Source organism: Bradyrhizobium sp. WSM2254, assembly GCF_000472645.1.
In the GTDB taxonomy this organism is placed as follows: domain Bacteria; phylum Pseudomonadota; class Alphaproteobacteria; order Rhizobiales; family Xanthobacteraceae; genus Bradyrhizobium; species Bradyrhizobium niftali.
Genome location: NZ_AXAB01000069.1, coordinates 1 through 16,830, shown reverse-complemented (window position 1 = coordinate 16,830; position 16,830 = coordinate 1). Strand labels below are relative to the sequence as shown.

Here is a 16,830-nt window from a genome sequence, read left to right as displayed (position 1 = left end):
ATCATCTCGAAAGGCCTGCGCAGAAGGCACCCAGCAACGCGCGCCCCTGCGGCCAGTCGCCGAGCCCGCTCGACGCATTGATGTGACCGAGGGCGCCCGGCACGATCAAGCCGGATTGCCAGGCGCGCGCCCGTCGCTGCGTCACCTCGAACTCGCCATAGGGATCATTCGTGCTGGCGATGATGAGCGAGGGAAAGCGCAGCGTACGGTCCGGGACCGGCTTGAACGAGGCGGCTTCCGAGGGGAAATTGGCGCCGTCCGGATCGGGGACCGCGACCAGAAACGCGCCCGCAATCGCGGATGGGAAGCGAGCGGCCCAGTGCACCACCAGCAGGCAGGCAAGGCTGTGTGCAACCAGCACAGGCGGCTTCGCGCAGTGCCCGACTGCTCGCTCCAGGGATTGCTCCCAGTCATGGAGGTCGGGCTGGTCCCAGCTCGCCGGTTGAAATCGGGTGAAGCGCGTGTCGGCGCGCTCCCAGAGTGTCTGCCAATGGGGGCTTCCGGAGCCGCCGAGACCGGGCAATGTGATGATGTCGTGCATGATCGTCCCGTGATATCTGAGGTGACGCTGCAGTGTGGCCGATCCCGGTCCTGCATCACATGGCAAGTCATCGGCGGAATCGACCGTCTGCCGATGATCTCAAGGCGGAATGGAGAATTTTGTTGGATCGTTTCGGGAGCATCGATGCCAAGGACTTGAAGATCCTGGAGGCGCTGCAAGCCAATGCACGCGTGCCGCTGTCCGAGCTTGGCCGTTCCGTCGGGCTGTCCCAGCCGGCCGTCTCCGAACGCGTCAAGCGGCTCGAGGAAGCCGGGATCATCGAAGGCTACGGCGCCCGCATCAACCCGCGCGCCCTCGGGCTCGGCCTGATGGCGCTGGTGCGCCTGCGCACCTCGCATGAGCACATCAAGACCTGCCTCAAACGGTTCAGCGAGATTCCCCACATCGTCGAAGTCCACCGCGTGACCGGCGATGACTGCTTCGTGCTGAAGGTGCTGGTTCCGGCGCCGGAAGATCTCGAGACGATCGTGGATCGTATTGCCGGCTTCGGTGCCGTCACGACCTCGCTGGTGCTGCGGAGCGAACCGGCGCGGCCGATCGGTCGCGAACTTGTCAGGAAGAAAGCCGAGCGCGGTTGAGGCGCGGCCCGCGCGATCGACAGGTCACGGCGCCGTCACAAAGCCCTCGATTGCGCAGAGCTTCCGATTATCGCGCGCGTTGTGTTATCGTCGCCTCTGTTCCCCGGAGGCGACATGGAAGATCGTTCGGCAAAATACCGCGCATTCTTTGCGCAGTTGATCTGCGCCGCGGCGAAGACCGCGGATCCCCGTATCGAGGAGGCCTTTCGGACCGTGAGGCGCGAGCCTTTCGCCGGGCCCGGGCCGTGGTCGATCGCTCTCGGCGGCCACCCCTATGTCGTGACGCCCGATGATGATCCCGCGTTCCTCTATCAGAATACGCTGCTGGCGCTCGACAGCACGCGTGGCCTCAATATCGGGATGCCCGGTGCGCACGCTTATTGGCTCAGCGGCTGCGCCGTCAGGGAAGGCGAGACCGTGATCCAGATCGGCGCGGGCAGCGGCTATTACACCGCGATCCTCGCGCATCTCGTCGGACCCGGCGGCCGCGTCCATGCCTATGAGATCGACGAACGTCTGGCAGGGCTCGCGCGCGCGAATCTGAAGGACATCGCCCATGCGGATGTGCGCGACCGTTCGGGCATCGCGTCCGATCTGCCCAAAGCCGACGTGATCTATGTCTGCGCGGGCGCGGCGCAGCCGGCCGCCGAATGGCTCGATGCGCTGCGGCCCGGCGGGCGGCTGGTGTTTCCGCTCGCGCCCGAAGGCATGCTCGGCGGCATGCTGATGATCACGCACCCGGACGACGGCGTGAGCTGGCCGGCGAAATTCCTCAGCCGTGCCCAGTTCATCGGTTGCGCGGGATTGCAGGATGCGGACGCCGGCCGGCGATTGGCCGACGCGTTCGCGAGAGGATGGGAGAGCGTGCAGTCGTTGCGGAGAGAAGGCGCTCCGGATCAGACATGCTGGTTCGCCGGTGAGGGCTGGTGGCTGTCGACGGCGCCTGCGCCTGTCCTTACAGATCCTACTCCGTCCCACGCCGACGTGACGCAGGCCTAGCGGGTTACGCGCGCCTTACGACCGCGTGCACCCGGCGCACTGCAACCGGCCGCGCGAGGCGCGGAACAGGCTGCGGCAATACCAGCGGCGCGCCAGCGCCTGCGCGGGCCTGCGGATCATCTGCGCTATCAACAAGAGTTCGAAAGCCATTCGTTTCGCTTTTGGTCAAGTATCGTGCCCACAGAGATGGGGCGGCATTCCCGAATGAGAATGCCGCCCGCGTCGCATCAGCCATGCAGTCGATCGTAAAGCTTAACTGCGAGGCTCAGCCGTGCAGTTTCTTGGCGGTCTCCGCGATCTGGCGCCCCTGATAGCGCGCGCCGGCGAGCTCGTTGGCGCTGGGCTGGCGGCTGCCGTCACCGCCGGTGATCGTGGTGGCGCCGTAGGGCGCGCCGCCGGTGACCTCGTCGAGCTTCATCTGGCCGGCGAAGCCGTAGTTCATGCCGACCACGACCATGCCGAAATGCAGGAGGTTGGTGATGATCGAGAACAGCGTCGTCTCCTGGCCGCCATGCTGGGTCGCGCTGGACGTGAAGGCGCCGCCGACCTTGCCGTGCAGCGCGCCCTTGGCCCAGAGCCCGCCGGCCTGGTCGAGGAAGTTGGCCATCTGCGAGGCCATCCGGCCGAAACGGGTGCCGGTGCCGACGATGATCGCGTCGTAATTGGTGAGGTCCTCGATCTTGGCAATCGGCGCGGCCTGGTCGACTTTGTAATAGGAGGCTTTCGCGACTTCGGCCGGAACCAGCTCGGGCACGCGCTTGATGTCGACGGTGACGCCGGCTTCGCGCGCGCCTTCGGCAACGGCATTGGCCATCGCTTCGATGTGGCCGTAGGCGGAATAATACAGGACGAGAACTTTGGTCATGGTGGTCTCCGGTGATGATGAAGTGAGTTGTTCTGTTCGGTGTCGTTGCCGGGCTTGACCCGGCAACCCATCGCTCTTCGAAAAGCTTTATGCGAAGGCGATGGATGCCCGGCTCAAGGCCGGGCATGACGAGTTGGTGTGTGGGGCTTTACGCCGCGTCGACGAGCACGAGCTCTGAATCCTCCAGGGCGGTGATCTTCAGCGTGCTCTCGTCGCGGATCGCGGCGCCGTCACGGGCGTTGACGCGCACGCCGTTGATCTCGACTGAGCCCGCCGCGGGCACCAGATAAAGATGCCGCGACTTCTGCGGCTCGTACTCCGCGCTCTCGCCGGCCTTCAGCGTGGTGGCGAGCACCCGCGCATCGGCGCGGATCGGCAGTGCGTCCGCGTCGTCCTCGAAACCGCTCGCGATGGTGACGAGCTTGCCGGAGCGGTCTGCCTTCGGGAACGGCTTCGAGCCCCAGGTCGGCTGTCCGCCGCGCGTCACAGGCTCGATCCAGATCTGGAAGATCCGGGTCTTGCTCGGCTCGAGATTGTACTCGGAATGGCGGATGCCGCTGCCGGCGCTCATGACCTGCACGTCGCCCGCCTCGGTGCGTCCCTCGTTGCCGAGGCTGTCCTGATGGGTGATCGCGCCTTCGCGCACATAGGTGATGATTTCCATGTTGGCGTGGGGATGGGCGGGAAAGCCGGTGTTCGGCGCGATCTCGTCGTCGTTCCACACCCGCAAGGCACCGTGACCCATGTTGTCCGGGTCGTAATGGCTTGCGAAGGAGAAGTGATGCTTGGCCTTGAGCCAGCCGTGATCGGCGCCGCCGAGCTTCGCGAAAGGTCTGAGTTCGATCATGTGCGTAATTCCTTGGGTTGAGCGGGTGGCGCCTTGCTCAGGCGCCGAACCCGCCGTCGACATTGAGCACGGTGCCGGTGACGAAGGAGGCCTCCGGGCTTGCGAGGAAGACCACGCCGGCGGCGACTTCCTCGGGGCGGCCGAAGCGCTGGAGCGCGTGCTGCTTGCGCTGGGCTTCCGCGAAGTCGCGGTCGTCGTCCGGGTTCATGTCGGTGTTGATCGAGCCGGGCTGCACGACGTTGACGGTGATGCCGCGCGGGCCGAGGTCGCGCGCCGCGCCCTTGGTGTAGCCGACCACGGCCGCCTTGGTGGCGACGTAGTCGGCAAGGCCGGGGAATGAGGCGCGGTCGGCCAGCATCGAGCCGACCGTGACGATGCGACCGCCTTCGCCCATCAACTGCGAGGCGGCGCGGATCGCCGCGATCACGCCGTGCACGTTGACCTGATCCTGCCGTTCCAGCGCGCCAGTGTCGGCATTGGCATCGTCGGTCGCACCACCGGCGGCGACGCCGGCATTGTTGATGAGGATGTCGAGATGGCCGAATTCCTTGGCGACGTCGTTGACGAGCTTCGTGACGTCCTTGGCCGAGGCCTGGTCGGCCTTGAAGGCACGGGCCTTGACGCCCCTGGCCTTCAGCTCAGTGACGACGGCCTCAGCCTTGTCGGGCGAGGCGACATAGCTGATGGCGACATCCGCGCCTTCATCGGCGAGCGCGCGGGCAGAGGCTGCGCCGATGCCGCGCGAACCGCCGGTGACGAGGGCAACCTTGCCTGAGAGCTTCTTGGTCATTGGATTTCTCCATTCCTGAATTTCTGATGACCCTTGGATAAGCCTCCGCCTGTGGTATAAAAATAGAAACTGTTGAAACACATTGTTTCCTAAATAGCCCGATTGGACCGGCCCCATGGCAAAACTCCCCGATTTCGAGGCGCTCGCGATTTTCGCAAAAGTCGTGGAATTACGGTCGTTTGCGGGAGCCGCGAGCGAGCTCGCGATGTCCAAGGCGACGGTGTCGAAGGCCGTCACCCGGCTGGAGGAGCGGCTCGGCGCCCGACTGTTCAACCGCACCTCGCGCCGGCTCGCGCTGACCGATGCCGGGCACAAGCTCGCCGAACGGGCGACGCGCCTGCTGGTCGACGGCGAGGCGGCGGAGAACGAGGCGCTGGCACAATCGGTGGCGCCGCGCGGCCTGGTGCGGCTCGCCGTGCCCATGACGTTCGGGATCAAGGCGGTGGCGCCGCTGCTGCCGGAGTTCTTCGAAACCTATCCGGAGGTCTCGGTCGATCTGCATCTGAGCGATGCGACCATCGACCTGATCGGCGAGGGCTTCGACATGGCGGTGCGGATCGCGCGGCTGCCGGATTCCTCGCTGATCGCACGCCGGCTGTTCACCATGCCGCGGTTCACGGTGGCGGCGCCGTCCTACCTCAAGCGCCACGGCCGGCCGACGCATCCGATGCATCTGGCCGAGCACAAATGCTTCAGCTACGCCTATCTCTCCACGCCCAACGTCTGGCACTACACCAATTCCGCCGGCGAGCAGGCGAGCGTGCGCCCGGGCGGGCAGCTTCGCGTCAACAACGGCGAAGCGGTGATGCCGGCGCTGATCGCCGGCCTCGGCATCGCCGAGCTTCCCGAATTCATCGTCGGCGAGGCCATCTCCTCCGGCGAGGTCGAGGTGATCCTGAAGGACTGGAAGCAGGCCGAAGGCGCCGTGCACCTGGTGACGCCACCCGGCGGCCCGCGCCCCGCGCGCGTCGAAGCCCTCGGCGATTTTCTCGCGGCAAAACTGCCTGGCACCTGCAAGCGGCGAGTGAGGAAAGGCGGGAAAGCCGGATGACTATTGTAGGGTGGGCAAAGCGTAGCGTGCCCACCAAATTTGCGCCAGGGGATCGCAAATGTCTCAATACCGACGAGCGCAAGGCGAAATGTTCTTCTTCACCGTCGTGCTCGCCGATCGGTCAAGCACTCTGCTCGTGGACCAGATTGATCGCCTGAGGCGAATATACCGAACGGTGTTACAGCGCCGACCGTTCGAGACCGTCGCAATCTGCATTTTGCCCGACCACCTGCACGCGATCTGGGCGCTGCCGGAGGATGATGCCGATTTTTCGTCTCGATGGAATTTGATCAAAGGTGGCTTTTCGCGAGGCTTGGAGGTTCAAGCGCGTTCGGCAAGCAAATTGAAGAAGCGCGAGAAGGGCATTTGGCAACGTCGCTACTGGGAGCACGCAATTCGCAATGACGCCGACTTGGAGCGCCATGTTGATTACATACACTTCAACCCTGTGAAGCACGGGCTCGTTAGTCGCGTCGGCGATTGGTCGTACAGCAGCTTTCATCGTTACGTCGACCAAGGTGTCCTGCCCGCAGATTGGGGAGGGGACACGCGGGACATCGCTGGGCATTTTGGCGAATGAAGGTGGGCACGGCGCTTTGCGCCTTTGCCCACCCTACTACGGGATCTCGCTAAGACACCTTCACGCCGTTGTTTGCGACAATTCGCAAGTTCGGCCTCAGTGTCTTTTCCAGCTCCGATTTCAATTCGTGGACGCGCGGATCCGTCGAGTGTGCCGCGCAGACTGCGTATTGGTGGACCGATTGCGCCAAGGCGCGCCGCGCTTCCGGGGTTCGCGTCACCTCGGGCTTTGACAGCCGCAGCACGATCGCAGCGAGATTCACCAGCATCTCGTCCAACGCGACATCAATGGTCCGAAGATTGCGCATCACTCACTCCCTGGGAGGGCAACAGCGGACCCAGGCATGCGTTCCGGGCCGGACCGGACATGGTTAACCCTTCGTAAACGTCTTGTTCCTGCCGATCGCCGCGCTAGGCTAGCTGCGAAACAAAGAAGATCGAGGGGAGGGACCATCATGGATCGACGCGATCTCTTGCGCGCGGCCGCCGCATTGCCGTTGTTGCGGGCTGCGTCACCGGATCATGCGTTCGCGCAGAGCTATCCGGCCCGCAACATCACCATGATCGTGCCGTTTCCGGCCGGCGGCCAGGCCGATCTCGCCGCGCGCCCCGTGGCCATGGCGCTGGAGCGGATCCTTGGCAAGCCCGTGATCGTCGACAACCGCGCCGGAGGCGGCGGTGGATCGGTCGGCAATGCCGCGGCGGCGCGCGCCGAGCCTGATGGTTACACGCTGCTGATGACCCTTTCGTCGCTCGCGGTGCTGCCGGAGGCCGACCGGCTGTTCGACCGTCCCGTCGCCTATGAGGTCTCGCAGTTCATGCCGATTGCGCGCGTGCTCGCCGATCCCACGCTGCTCGCGGTGCCGGCCTCGGCGCCATGGAAGACTGCGCAGGATTTCATCGAGGACGCGAAGAAGCGGCCGGGCCAGATCACCTATGGCTCGTCCGGACCTTACGGCACGCTGCATGTGGCGATGGAGATGTTTGCGAACAGCGCCGGCATCAAGTTGCTGCATGTGCCGTTCCGCGGCGCGGGTCCCGCGCTCACCGCGTTGCTCAGCGGCACCGTGCAGGCGATCGCCGCCGCGCCCGGCACGCTGAAGCCGCAGGTCGATGACGGCAAGCTGCGCGTGCTCGGCAATTGCGGCGCGCGACGCATCGCGAGCTTCCCCGACGTGCCGACCTTCCAGGAGCTCGGCTACAAGGATGTCGAGATGTACATCTGGGCCGGGCTCTTTGCACCGAGCTCTCTTCCTGCGCCGATCGCGACCCGGCTGCGCGAGGCCATGGCGCAGGTGATGACGAGTCCGGACGTCCTCAAGGCCTTCGACACCTCAGGCAGTCTCGTCGCCTATCAGGACGCGCCGGAGTTCTCGCGTTTCGTCGCCGACGATAGCGCGCGCCTGATCACGGCGGTGAAGAAGATCGGCCGGGTGGAGTAGGGGCCCGGCTCAGAATTCGCTGCGGACCGTGCCCCGCAAGGTGTGCCGGTCGAGACCCGGTGCGAACGCGCCCTCATAGGAGGCCTTGAACGACGTCGCGGCAGTGAGATCCCACCGGATCTCGGCACCGGTGAGTGCCGCCGTGCGGGCCCGTCCGACGCCCGTGATCGCGATCGGAATGCCCGGCGCGCCGTCGAAGGCCGCGGTCATGGATGGCGCATTGCCGGAAAACTCGTGGCGTATGGCAAGTGTCGCGCCGAACTCCGCCGCGCGACCGTTCGGCATCATGGTGTCGCAAAGCGCCCGTAGACCGGCCGTGCCATAGGCGGTGTCGAAGCCGCCGGCTCGCACCACCTGATTCACGCCGGGTGCGCCGGTCTCGGAAAAGCCGTTCTGGCGCGTCGCATACCAGTCGGCCTTGGCGAACGGCTCGGCTGTCACACCCCGTCCGACGTCGAACGGCCGCGCGATGCCGAGCGATGCGGCAAAGGTGTGGGTATGCGAGGAGCCGGTCGCGGTTTCTCCCAGGAACGAGATCGTGCGCGAGGATTCGAGCGCCGCGAAGGAATAGCTGATCGCGGATGCGAGATTGAATCCGCCGCTCTCGCCACGCGCGTAGAAGCCGCCATGGCCGGCATTGGCCTCGATGCTGTCGGCGCGGCCCGCCGTCCGCAGCTTTCCGGTCGAGGCGCCGACCGCGAGACCTGCGATGAGGCCCGTCGTGCGCCACAGATCGACGCCGAGCGCGGCTCCGCCGACGCTTGCATTTGTTCCGAAGGCGATGTCGGTCGCTGCCACCTTGTCCCAATTGCCGTAACCGCCAAACCATACGCTCTGCGCGGGCGCGGCGCGCGCCGGGCGCCTTGCCGATCGGGTCGGCCGGCTCCGCGGCGTAGGAGGACACCGACATGCGCAGGGTCTCGCCGCGCGATTGCGTGCCGGCGTTCCACATGAAGCCCTGGAACGCATCGGCCTGGTCGGTGGTGAAGCGGCGACCATCGGCGTGGATTTGCCCGGCGAGATCGTCGAGACCGGCCTTGATGCCCGATGCATTGAGCACGGCGAGCGTGTTGATCGCGGTGCCGAGTGGTCCCGACGCGCCGCCGGACTGCGCCTGATCCAGCGCGCCGGCTACCGCGGCCTGGTTCGGTGTCAGGCCCGACAGCGTGCCGAAGCCGCCGATCTGTTGCAGAAGGAAGTAGACATTGTTGGCGTCGTAGCTGAGCTGCCCCGAGACCAGCGGGCTGCCCGAGGTCGTGAGCGTCGCGAACGTGCCGGTGACGCCGCCGGTCGCGGTGAGGATCGTGTATTGGGTGTTGGCGAGAAAGCCCGCGCCGAGCGGCACGATCTGCACCGTGCCGCCATTGAGGGTTGCGGTGCCGGTTGCGGCGATCTTGTCGGACTGGCCGCCGGCATTGATCTCGACCTGAAAGGTCGAGCCGGCATTGAAGGTGACATTGCCGCTGACATTGAGGGTCCCGATCGAATTGCCTGTTGCGACCATGCCGCCATTGTTGACGACGATGCCGCCAACCGTGCCGGTGCCGCCGAGATAGCCGCCGTTGACGGTAACCACCGAAGGCAAGGTGCCGTTCACGATCAGGCCGCCTGCGTCCACCGTCATCGCGCCGTTGAAGGCGGTGGTGCCGGTCAGCGTCCAGACCGAGGAGCCGACCTTGGCGAGCTGCTCGAACTCGAGATATTGCACACCGCCGCCAAGAGTGCCGAGGTCGAACGTGGCGCTGCCATTGCCGCCGAATCTCAGCGTGTCGGTACCGGTGCCCCCGAACACAAACCCGGTGATCGTCGAGCCGGGGGCGAGGGTGAGCACGTCATCGCCCCCGAACAGGTCGATCGCTCCGCTGCCGCCGCCCGAGATGGTTCCGGAATTGAGGATAGTGTCGGTGCCGGAAGAGCCCTGGATGGCGATGAAGAAGCCGCCGGAGATCGTGCCGGCATTGATGAGGGTGTTGCCGCCGGTAATGAATTGCACGCCGGTATGGCCGCCACCGATGGATCCGCCCTGATAAACAGTGACGACATTGGCGTTCCCGCCTATTCGGAGGCCCGTCGTGTTTGCTCCGGTGCCGACTGCCGTCCCGCGAATGTTGACGAGATTACCGTTCGAATTGTCGATGACGACCGCCGCTTCGGCGTTGCCTGTGCCCTCAGCAATCGCACCGGCCGCGATCGTCACATTGTTGTTGTTCGAGCCGTTGGACAGGAGGACGGCTCCGCTATAGGTGGAGACCGTGGCCTGGTTATTTATGGTCACATTCGAATTCGACGTGCTGTCGTAAACGATCGCGGGAATTCCGGCGCCGGGCAGGAGCGATGTCAACGTACCATCGCCGATATTGACCGTGACGTTGCTGCCGCCGGTGGCGTTGATGTGGTTGGTGTTGCCGGGGCCGGTGCAGGTCGCAACGTCGCCCGAATTGAGCGCGCCGATGACGCCGGTGCCGGCCACGGTGCAGGCTGCGAACGCCGGATCGGGTGCCAGCGAGAGCAGTCCCCCGAGCATGATCGGCGCCAGCGCCGTGGTGACGAGCAGCCCGTTGCGCAGGACGGTCGCCGTCACGGCGTCTTGCGCGCGGGTCTGTATTCCAATCGGCATCGACAATTCCCTTGTAGCAGTCTCCGAACTGCTAGCGGGAACGGCGCGGCCCTTCTTGGAGCCATGCGAAACGCATTATGGCTGAAGGCGCAAGCACGCCGGTTTGCGCCGGGCTGTTGCGGCGATGCCACGCACGGCTAGGCCGGCGGCGCGGCGGGTTGACGCAGCAAATGGACAGAGGCGCAAAGCTCGATGGCCCGGCGCGAAACCTTGCGTGCGGTGCGTTGCGCGCAGCCGCCACCACGATATTGGTATTCCGCTACACCAGCCTGGAGACGCGCGCCTATGGCGGCCGATGACCAATCGATCCATGGCGCGCCGCGCCTCGGCTATGCCGGCGAGCCGCATGGGCCGGCCTATGAGATGTGGCGGGAGGAGTTTTGCCGCCGCGTGATGGCAGCCGATCTTTCGCCTTTGTCCGACGGCTCTTTTCACTGTGACGTCAAAGCGCTGATGTTGCCGCAGGCAACGATATCCTCCTGCAGCGGTACGCCGATCAGATTTATGACGCTCAACGCCAGCGACAATCTGGCATTGCTGATGGCGCCGGATTCGCCGTTGCATGCGGTCATGGGCCGTCGCGCGCTCGAAGTCGCGCCGCTGGGCATCAGCCTCATCGACGCCTCCATCAAGGGCGCATTCGTCTCGCAGCTCGAGGAGGGCGGCAACAAGGCCGCTTTGTTCGACCGCAAGACGCTGCTGTCTTATTGCCCCGATGCCGAAGACAGCGTCGCGCGGCCGCTCGATCACAACCCAGCGCTCACTGCGCTGCTGCATCGATATTACGACTTCGCGGTTCAGCACGCCCCGGGACTCGATGCACTGGCGCAGCACGCCGTTTCGCAACACCTGATGGATTTGATGGTGCTGGTGCTCGGCGGCAGGCGCGACGCCACCGAACAGGCGAAAGAGCGCGGCTTCGCAGCGGCTCGGCTGAAAGCCATCAAGGCCGACATCGTGGCGCGGCTCGGCGAAGGCAGCCTCACGCTCGCCGACCTCGCGCGGCGCCATCGCGCCAGCCCACGCACCATTCAATTGCTGTTCGAGCGGAGCGGCGTCACGTTCTCGGAGTTCGTGCTGGAGCAGCGGCTATTGCGGGCGGCACGGCTGCTGCGCGATCCGAGGCACCGGACGGCCAAGGTCAGCGACATCGCCCATCTCTCCGGCTTCAACGACGTCTCGTATTTTCACCGGACATTTCGGCGCCGTTTCGGCATGACGCCGCTGGACGCGAAAGCGCGGCACGCGGAAACGGGCGACAAGCCGTAGTCGGAAGGACGTTTTTGGTCCGTCCTTGATCTCGTGGCGCAAACCGCGGCGCGGGAGGTTGCGTCGCCGCATCGCGGCCAATCGCAGCGGTGAAGATCGGCAAAATCGAACAAGATTCCAACGCCGCTTTCACATTTTTTTGTTGGTCCAGAACCAGCTCGCGTCTCATTGATTGAAGAGAATTCGAGGGAATCGAGAAGGAATCGAGACATGCGAACAGAGCGGATTGCGCTGGGTGTAGCGCTCGCGATTGGCGGCATCGTCGCGCAAGGCGCAGCATTCGCCGAAGAATATCGCGGAACCATGGAACAGCAGATGGCCTGCACACCCGATGTGTGGCGCCTGTGCAGCGACCAGATTCCGGATGTGAGCCGCATCACAGCCTGCTTGCAGCAGAACACGCCGCAACTCTCCAGCGGCTGCCGTGCGGTGTTCCAGTCCAACAATCAGATGCCGCCGCAGCAGCCGGCCCCGCGAGGGCGGGCCGCGCCGCCACCGCGCTACAATGCTGTGCCGCCACCTCCGCAGGCGCAGCCGCGGCCTTACGATGACGACGACTAGCGCTCCCTGGATGCAGCGGTAGGCGCGAAGATGCGGTCGTGCCGCCTCGTTCAGCGCTCTCCCTTGCGGTCCGATTCAGGTCGATCTCGAAGCGCCATCCGCAAGGCGACACCGAAGAGAATGGCTGCGACTGGCCAATGGAACCAGATCTTATGGCTCGTGAAAACATTGATCAGAATCAGAAAGGCCGAGACCGTGAGGGCAGCTGCAACCGGGCGGGGCAGCTTCGCGAGCCAATCCGACGCGACTTGCGTCCATGAGGATGGCTCGTGCCTGTCGCCAGTCCGCGGAGCACGAGCCGTCTCTCGGGGAGTTGGGCTTTCCGCGATCGGGAAGCTCCCTTGCCCGGCGGTCCGGCCGCCCAAGGTCAACCGATAGCTGGTCAGGGGCGCAATGTTCTTCATGGGGCGCTGGCCGAGACAGTCGAAGCCAACGGATAATTTGTTGTGCACCTGATCGTAGACGGAGCTCGAGATCACGACGCCGCCGGGTTCTGCGAGTTCTTGCAGCCGCGAGGCGATATTGACCCCGTCGCCATAGATGTCGGAGCCGTCCACCATCACATCGCCGAGGTTGATGCCGATGCGAAACCGCATCGGGCTCGCATCAGGCGGGTCCGAATTCTGATTGAAAATTTCCTGCTGAATCTCGACCGCGCATTGCACGGCCTCGACGACGCTGGCGAACTCGGCGATCACGGCATCGCCCCAGGTATTGACGATGCGGCCGTCATGACGCTCGACCAATCGCGCAATGGCCGTGCGGTAGCGGCGGAGCGCCTCCAGCGTTCTCGTCTCGTCTGCCTCCATGAGGCGGGAATAGCCGTACACATCAGCGCACAGCACGGTGGTCAGTCGTCGTTTCACCTTGTCGTCGGTCATGGTTCCTACATTAGCCTCCCTGACCGGCAAATGCATCAGGCGTCACATCTGGCGCCATCGCGGTTCAGCGACCGGCCGTCCCGTCCCGAAACCGTCATAACCGTGCAACGAATTGCCGTCAGCCAAGTTGATTGTGATCGGAAGCTGTGGATCGGAGGAAGGTCATGTCCATGACCAAAATTCCTGCTGCACTTTTCGTGATTGGCGCGATATTGCTCGGCGTACCTGCAATGGCTGCTCCGGCCACTCCTTTGTCCGGCGCCGCCAAGTCGATGGTGCAGGAGGGCGACCTGGTGCAAGCGCGTTTCGGCTGGGGGCGCTGGCACTGGGGCCATTCGCATCGTGTAGGCTATCGCTGCCGTCCCTATTGCGGCTGGGGCGGCTAGATGTGAGGTCACCTGAACTTCGGACCTGTCGCCACATAAGCATTGTTGGCTCATCGCTTCAGTTGGCGCTACCGCTAACAGCGCTATCAAAGTGTACACGTGCCCGAGTTACGGCCTGTGCTCGCAGACATCGACCCATTCGGCCGCGGTCAGCTCGGCCATGCGGTCGGGCGTGATGCGTACGGCGCTGTGGGTCGAGCCTGCCGCCGGCACCACCACGTCGAATGCCTTCAGCGACACGTCGCAATAAACCGGCAGCGGCGATTTCAGTCCGAACGGGCAGACGCCGCCGACCTCGTGACCGGTGATCTCTGCGACCTCTTCCAGCCCCAGCATCTTCGGCTTGCCGCCGAACTGCGCCTTCACCTTCTTGTTGTCCATCCGCGAGGTGCCGGCCGCGACGATCAGGATCACGCGCTCGCCGACGCGCAAGGACAGCGTCTTGGCGATCATGCCGGGCTCGACGCCATAGGCTTCGGCGGCCAGCGGCACGGTTGCCGAGCTGATCGGGGATTCCATGACGGTGATGTCGGGGGCTCTCTCGGCGAAGAAGGCGCGAACGGATTCCAGGCTCATTCCAGTCAGCTCATCGAGGACTTACGGGCGGGCGGCGATCCCCGGGTCATCCCTAGATGATCCCCGGGGCATCTTTAGATGATCCCGGGCAGCTCCGAAAGCGAACGGACGCGATGATCCGGCGCAAAGCCAAGCTCGTCCATCTGGGTGCGGATCGCCTTGAACATCGTCAGCGGTGCCACGAGTTCGGTCTCGACGCAAGCCAGCGCCATCGCCTCGGGCGTCACCCGTTCGATCCAGGCGACGTTCAGCCCGAACGCCTTTGCACCCGCAGCATCCCAGGGATTGGAGGAGACGAATAGCACCTCGTCAGGCGCGGTGCCGAGCACCTCGCCGATCAGCTCATAGGCCTCCGGGCTCGGCTTGAAGATCTTCCTGGCATCGACGCTGATGGTGGCATCGAGCAGGCGGTCGAGACCGGAGTTGCGCACGAGCGCATCGAGCATCTCCGGGCTGCCATTGGAGAGAATGGCGAGCTTGCGCGGCTTCAGCGCCGCAAGCGCTGCTGCCGCGTCCGGATAGAGATCGAGATGCAGATACTTCTCGATGACGCGCTCGAACGCCTCGCTCTCGTAAGCGAGCCCGAGCACGCGCAGCGTATAGGCCAGCGAGTCGCGCGTCACAGTGGCGAAATCCTGGTAGCGCCGCATCAGCGAGCGCAACCAGGTGTATTCAAGCTGCTTGATCCGCCAGACCTGCGTGATGATCTCGCCATAGCCCGGAAACGCGTCTTCGGTGGTCTCCGCGACCGACTGGATGTCGTAGAGCGTTCCGTAGGCGTCGAAGACGACGGCTTTGAGGGGCACTGGCTCGCTCCTTTGGGATCTTTGCGCAAGGCGAACGGACAATACCGAAACGGCCCGGTGCGCGACAAGGTCGGAACCTTCTTCAAGAAATCGTCACCCCGTCGACCTCGCGCAGCAGATTGACACTGCCGCCGGCAGGCGTTTAATTCGGGGCACGGGGATTTGCGATCTCCCCGCGAGGCGACATGCCCAAGTATCGCGTCCTGGTCACCAAGGACGCTGCATGTCTTCTTTCATCTCGACCTCATCACAGAAATTGTCCCGTCAATTGGTGCCGCCAGCGCGCCGGCCCTCGTCGATGTTCGTATCGACGAGGACCGCGCGGTCTATTTGCGCACGCGACAAGACGGCGAGCACCAGGAGCTAGCGAGCACACGGGGCACGTTGGGGACGACGATCAAGTGGAGGACTCCATGACCACGAATACCGACCGCCGAGACTTCATCAGGGGCGTGGGGGCCGCCGCGGCATCGACCGCAATACTCGCGGGGACGCAAGCCCTTGCGCAAGCCAATCAGCCAACAGGAGCCAAGCCAATGACATACCAGCCCAAGCCGATGCCGTTCGATCCGAAATCCATCGCCGGCATCTCGGAGAAGGTGCTCGTCAGCCACTACGAGAACAACTATGTCGGCGCCGTAAAGCGGCTCAACGCGATCGGAACGCAACTCGCCGAGCTCGACTTCGCGAAAGCTCCGAACTTCGTCATCAACGGCCTGAAGCGCGAGGAACTCGTCGCGTCAAACTCGATGATCCTCCATGAAATCTATTTCGACGGGCTCGGCGGTGCCGGCAAGCCGAGCACAGCACTTGCCGACGCGATCGCGCGCGATTTCGGCAGCATGGAGCGGTGGCGCGCGGAGTTCTCCGCCATGGGCAAGGCCGAAGGCGGCGGCTCCGGCTGGGTGATTCTTTCCTACTCGCCGCGCGACAAGCGGCTGGTCAATCAGTGGGCCGCCGACCACACGACGACGCTGGCCGGCGGACGCCCCGTGCTCGTGCTCGACATGTATGAGCACGCCTATCACATGGATTATGGCGCCGCGGCCGCGAAGTATGTCGACATCTACATGGAAGCGATCAAATGGGACAACGCTGCAGCACTGTACGATCAATACAGGCGGGAAGCTTAGGCGTCGTGCAAGAAATGAGCGTAGCGCTCTTGGCGGCGGCGTTGTTCCTATTGTTGGTGGAAGGAAGCGCGATGGCAGAGACTGTAAATTTTGACAGCGCAGCAACCGGCGCAGCGCCCGAAGGCTGGACTCTGACGATGACGGGTCGTGGCCGGCCCAAATGGACGGTCGAGGTGGAGTCGACGGCGCCAAGCAAGCCGAACGTCCTGAAACAATCCGGTCAGGCGACGTTTCCAGTGGCGCTCACGAACGGCACCAGCATCCTGGACGGATTCGTCGAGGTCAAGTTCAAGGCGATCGCAGGCTCCGAGGATCGTGCGGCCGGTATTGTCTGGCGCGCAAGGGATGCCGACAATTACTACGTCGTGCGGGCCAACGCGCTTGAAGACAATGTTGTGCTCTACAAGACGATCAAGGGTGTTCGCAGCGCGCTCGATATCGTCGGCCGGAAAGGCGGCTATGGCGTCAAGGTATCGGTGCCATCAGGTCAATGGCATTCCCTGCGTTGCGAATTCGCGGGAAAGCTATTCAAGGTAACGTATGACGGCAGGCCGATGTTCGAGGTCGAGGACGCATCGATCAGGGACGCCGGCATGATCGGCTTGTGGACCAAGGCCGACAGTGTCACCGTATTCGACGACCTGACATACGGTGCGCTGAACTAGCACTACTTTGGCAGAATTGGTTTGCGCCACTGTTTTTCAAGGATTTGCTTTCGGCAATATGGGCACTGCTGAGACGGCGGCCGAAGGATGAGATCGACGATGGCGTGACGTACGGCGGGCATGGTTGGCTGGGGCGGAGGCCCGTTGATTCTTTTTTTTCCGCCCCGCATATGCGAGGCGACGATTTTGCAGGAAGGCGTAGGCAATCATTGTCATAAGGGCG

At 64.2% G+C, this 16,830-nt stretch carries 20 protein-coding genes and 2 pseudogenes; 11 read left to right on the top strand and 11 right to left on the bottom strand.

Annotated features, from left to right (window positions below; all coding sequences use genetic code 11):
- Position 1 precedes the first annotated feature (1 nt).
- A complete protein-coding gene (locus tag A3M7_RS0135795; RefSeq protein ID WP_027548210.1) occupies positions 2-541 on the bottom strand; it encodes an alpha/beta hydrolase in 540 nt (179 codons plus the stop codon).
- Between the two features lie 122 nt (positions 542-663).
- On the opposite strand from A3M7_RS0135795, the gene A3M7_RS0135790 reads away from it, so the two are divergent.
- Together A3M7_RS0135790 and A3M7_RS0135785 are read left to right on the top strand one after the other, a co-directional pair.
- The gene (locus A3M7_RS0135790; protein WP_027548209.1) at positions 664-1,140 is read left to right on the top strand and encodes an Lrp/AsnC family transcriptional regulator; all 477 of its coding nucleotides are present in this window, start codon (positions 664-666) and stop codon (positions 1,138-1,140) included.
- Positions 1,141-1,254: 114 nt separating this feature from the next.
- Positions 1,255-2,139 carry a protein-L-isoaspartate O-methyltransferase gene (locus A3M7_RS0135785; RefSeq protein WP_027548208.1) on the top strand — a complete coding sequence of 295 codons (885 nt, stop codon included), beginning with the start codon at positions 1,255-1,257 and terminating at the stop codon, positions 2,137-2,139.
- 265 nt (positions 2,140-2,404) lie between these two features.
- On the opposite strand, the gene wrbA is transcribed toward A3M7_RS0135785, so the two are convergent.
- From wrbA to A3M7_RS0135765, 3 genes are all read right to left on the bottom strand, one after another.
- Positions 2,405-3,004: an NAD(P)H:quinone oxidoreductase gene (gene wrbA, locus A3M7_RS0135775; RefSeq protein ID WP_027548207.1), complete on the bottom strand. Its 600-nt coding sequence runs from the start codon at positions 3,002-3,004 to the stop codon at positions 2,405-2,407.
- 148 nt (positions 3,005-3,152) lie between these two features.
- Positions 3,153-3,851 (bottom strand): pirin family protein, encoded by a 699-nt coding sequence (locus A3M7_RS0135770; RefSeq protein ID WP_027548206.1) that lies wholly within the window; start codon positions 3,849-3,851, stop codon positions 3,153-3,155.
- 37 nt (positions 3,852-3,888) lie between these two features.
- Positions 3,889-4,641: an SDR family NAD(P)-dependent oxidoreductase gene (locus A3M7_RS0135765; protein WP_027548205.1), complete on the bottom strand. Its 753-nt coding sequence runs from the start codon at positions 4,639-4,641 to the stop codon at positions 3,889-3,891.
- Between the two features lie 115 nt (positions 4,642-4,756).
- Between A3M7_RS0135765 and A3M7_RS0135760 the strand changes: the two genes are divergently transcribed.
- Together A3M7_RS0135760 and A3M7_RS0135755 are read left to right on the top strand one after the other, a co-directional pair.
- Positions 4,757-5,692, top strand: coding sequence for a LysR family transcriptional regulator (locus tag A3M7_RS0135760; protein WP_027548204.1), 936 nt, complete (start codon positions 4,757-4,759; stop codon positions 5,690-5,692).
- Positions 5,693-5,780: 88 nt separating this feature from the next.
- The gene (locus A3M7_RS0135755) at positions 5,781-6,272 is read left to right on the top strand and encodes a transposase (protein WP_049823906.1); all 492 of its coding nucleotides are present in this window, start codon (positions 5,781-5,783) and stop codon (positions 6,270-6,272) included.
- A 49-nt stretch (positions 6,273-6,321) separates the two neighbouring features.
- On the opposite strand, the gene A3M7_RS0135750 is transcribed toward A3M7_RS0135755, so the two are convergent.
- Positions 6,322-6,579 (bottom strand): hypothetical protein, encoded by a 258-nt coding sequence (locus A3M7_RS0135750; protein ID WP_027548202.1) that lies wholly within the window; start codon positions 6,577-6,579, stop codon positions 6,322-6,324.
- A 147-nt stretch (positions 6,580-6,726) separates the two neighbouring features.
- Here A3M7_RS0135750 and A3M7_RS0135745 point away from each other — a divergent pair, with 147 nt between their 5' ends.
- Positions 6,727-7,713 carry a tripartite tricarboxylate transporter substrate binding protein gene (locus A3M7_RS0135745; protein ID WP_027548201.1) on the top strand — a complete coding sequence of 329 codons (987 nt, stop codon included), beginning with the start codon at positions 6,727-6,729 and terminating at the stop codon, positions 7,711-7,713.
- A 9-nt stretch (positions 7,714-7,722) separates the two neighbouring features.
- Here the strand turns inward: A3M7_RS0135745 and A3M7_RS51425 are convergent, their stop codons facing one another.
- Both A3M7_RS51425 and A3M7_RS51420 read right to left on the bottom strand, forming a co-directional pair.
- Positions 7,723-8,682, bottom strand: coding sequence for an autotransporter outer membrane beta-barrel domain-containing protein (locus tag A3M7_RS51425; protein WP_371090245.1), 960 nt, complete (start codon positions 8,680-8,682; stop codon positions 7,723-7,725).
- A 16-nt stretch (positions 8,683-8,698) separates the two neighbouring features.
- Positions 8,699-9,217, bottom strand: a pseudogene (locus tag A3M7_RS51420) (autotransporter outer membrane beta-barrel domain-containing protein); the annotation flags it as partial.
- Between the two features lie 1,283 nt (positions 9,218-10,500).
- On the opposite strand from A3M7_RS51420, the gene A3M7_RS51135 reads away from it, so the two are divergent.
- The 3 genes from A3M7_RS51135 (at position 10,501) to A3M7_RS0135730 (ending at position 12,160) form a co-directional block, all read left to right on the top strand.
- Positions 10,501-10,629 (top strand): hypothetical protein, encoded by a 129-nt coding sequence (locus A3M7_RS51135; protein WP_256374914.1) that lies wholly within the window; start codon positions 10,501-10,503, stop codon positions 10,627-10,629.
- Positions 10,616-11,599 carry an AraC family transcriptional regulator gene (locus A3M7_RS0135735; protein ID WP_027548200.1) on the top strand — a complete coding sequence of 328 codons (984 nt, stop codon included), beginning with the start codon at positions 10,616-10,618 and terminating at the stop codon, positions 11,597-11,599. Before A3M7_RS51135 ends, A3M7_RS0135735 begins: the two co-directional genes overlap by 14 nt.
- A 210-nt stretch (positions 11,600-11,809) precedes the next feature.
- Positions 11,810-12,160 (top strand): hypothetical protein, encoded by a 351-nt coding sequence (locus A3M7_RS0135730; RefSeq protein WP_027548199.1) that lies wholly within the window; start codon positions 11,810-11,812, stop codon positions 12,158-12,160.
- Positions 12,161-12,210: 50 nt separating this feature from the next.
- Here the strand turns inward: A3M7_RS0135730 and A3M7_RS0135725 are convergent, their stop codons facing one another.
- Positions 12,211-13,041 (bottom strand): adenylate/guanylate cyclase domain-containing protein, encoded by an 831-nt coding sequence (locus tag A3M7_RS0135725; RefSeq protein ID WP_027548198.1) that lies wholly within the window; start codon positions 13,039-13,041, stop codon positions 12,211-12,213.
- 164 nt (positions 13,042-13,205) lie between these two features.
- Between A3M7_RS0135725 and A3M7_RS49230 the strand changes: the two genes are divergently transcribed.
- Positions 13,206-13,427 carry a hypothetical protein gene (locus tag A3M7_RS49230; protein WP_156937080.1) on the top strand — a complete coding sequence of 74 codons (222 nt, stop codon included), beginning with the start codon at positions 13,206-13,208 and terminating at the stop codon, positions 13,425-13,427.
- 108 nt (positions 13,428-13,535) lie between these two features.
- Here A3M7_RS49230 and A3M7_RS0135715 read toward each other — a convergent pair whose 3' ends face one another.
- Positions 13,536-14,003 (bottom strand): YbaK/EbsC family protein, encoded by a 468-nt coding sequence (locus tag A3M7_RS0135715; RefSeq protein WP_027548197.1) that lies wholly within the window; start codon positions 14,001-14,003, stop codon positions 13,536-13,538.
- A 74-nt stretch (positions 14,004-14,077) separates the two neighbouring features.
- On the bottom strand, positions 14,078-14,809 hold the full coding sequence (locus A3M7_RS0135710; RefSeq protein ID WP_027548196.1) for a haloacid dehalogenase type II: 732 nt from the start codon (positions 14,807-14,809) through the stop codon (positions 14,078-14,080).
- Between the two features lie 536 nt (positions 14,810-15,345).
- Between A3M7_RS0135710 and A3M7_RS0135705 the strand changes: the two genes are divergently transcribed.
- The gene (locus A3M7_RS0135705; RefSeq protein WP_027548195.1) at positions 15,346-15,942 is read left to right on the top strand and encodes a superoxide dismutase; all 597 of its coding nucleotides are present in this window, start codon (positions 15,346-15,348) and stop codon (positions 15,940-15,942) included.
- Between the two features lie 29 nt (positions 15,943-15,971).
- Entirely contained in the window at positions 15,972-16,607 is a 636-nt protein-coding gene (locus tag A3M7_RS0135700; RefSeq protein WP_245284400.1) for a hypothetical protein, read from the top strand.
- Between the two features lie 36 nt (positions 16,608-16,643).
- On the opposite strand, the pseudogene A3M7_RS47705 reads toward A3M7_RS0135700, so the two are convergent.
- Positions 16,644-16,830, bottom strand: a pseudogene (locus tag A3M7_RS47705) (IS701 family transposase); the annotation flags it as partial.

Excerpts from the sequence above, each read along its gene's own strand:
- A3M7_RS0135795 (WP_027548210.1), bottom strand. The coding sequence starts at position 541 with ATGCACGACATCATCACATTGCCCGGTCTCGGCGGCTCCGGAAGCCCC.
- A3M7_RS0135785 (WP_027548208.1), top strand. The coding sequence starts at position 1,255 with ATGGAAGATCGTTCGGCAAAATACCGCGCATTCTTTGCGCAGTTGATC.
- wrbA (WP_027548207.1), bottom strand. The coding sequence starts at position 3,004 with ATGACCAAAGTTCTCGTCCTGTATTATTCCGCCTACGGCCACATCGAA.
- A3M7_RS0135770 (WP_027548206.1), bottom strand. The coding sequence starts at position 3,851 with ATGATCGAACTCAGACCTTTCGCGAAGCTCGGCGGCGCCGATCACGGC.
- A3M7_RS0135765 (WP_027548205.1), bottom strand. The coding sequence starts at position 4,641 with ATGACCAAGAAGCTCTCAGGCAAGGTTGCCCTCGTCACCGGCGGTTCG.
- A3M7_RS0135760 (WP_027548204.1), top strand. The coding sequence starts at position 4,757 with ATGGCAAAACTCCCCGATTTCGAGGCGCTCGCGATTTTCGCAAAAGTC.
- A3M7_RS0135755 (WP_049823906.1), top strand. The coding sequence starts at position 5,781 with ATGTTCTTCTTCACCGTCGTGCTCGCCGATCGGTCAAGCACTCTGCTC.
- A3M7_RS0135750 (WP_027548202.1), bottom strand. The coding sequence starts at position 6,579 with ATGCGCAATCTTCGGACCATTGATGTCGCGTTGGACGAGATGCTGGTG.
- A3M7_RS0135745 (WP_027548201.1), top strand. The coding sequence starts at position 6,727 with ATGGATCGACGCGATCTCTTGCGCGCGGCCGCCGCATTGCCGTTGTTG.
- A3M7_RS51425 (WP_371090245.1), bottom strand. The coding sequence starts at position 8,682 with ATGCGTTCCAGGGCTTCATGTGGAACGCCGGCACGCAATCGCGCGGCG.
- A3M7_RS51135 (WP_256374914.1), top strand. The coding sequence starts at position 10,501 with ATGGACAGAGGCGCAAAGCTCGATGGCCCGGCGCGAAACCTTGCGTGC.
- A3M7_RS0135735 (WP_027548200.1), top strand. The coding sequence starts at position 10,616 with ATGGCGGCCGATGACCAATCGATCCATGGCGCGCCGCGCCTCGGCTAT.
- A3M7_RS0135730 (WP_027548199.1), top strand. The coding sequence starts at position 11,810 with ATGCGAACAGAGCGGATTGCGCTGGGTGTAGCGCTCGCGATTGGCGGC.
- A3M7_RS0135725 (WP_027548198.1), bottom strand. The coding sequence starts at position 13,041 with ATGACCGACGACAAGGTGAAACGACGACTGACCACCGTGCTGTGCGCT.
- A3M7_RS49230 (WP_156937080.1), top strand. The coding sequence starts at position 13,206 with ATGTCCATGACCAAAATTCCTGCTGCACTTTTCGTGATTGGCGCGATA.
- A3M7_RS0135715 (WP_027548197.1), bottom strand. The coding sequence starts at position 14,003 with ATGAGCCTGGAATCCGTTCGCGCCTTCTTCGCCGAGAGAGCCCCCGAC.
- A3M7_RS0135705 (WP_027548195.1), top strand. The coding sequence starts at position 15,346 with ATGACATACCAGCCCAAGCCGATGCCGTTCGATCCGAAATCCATCGCC.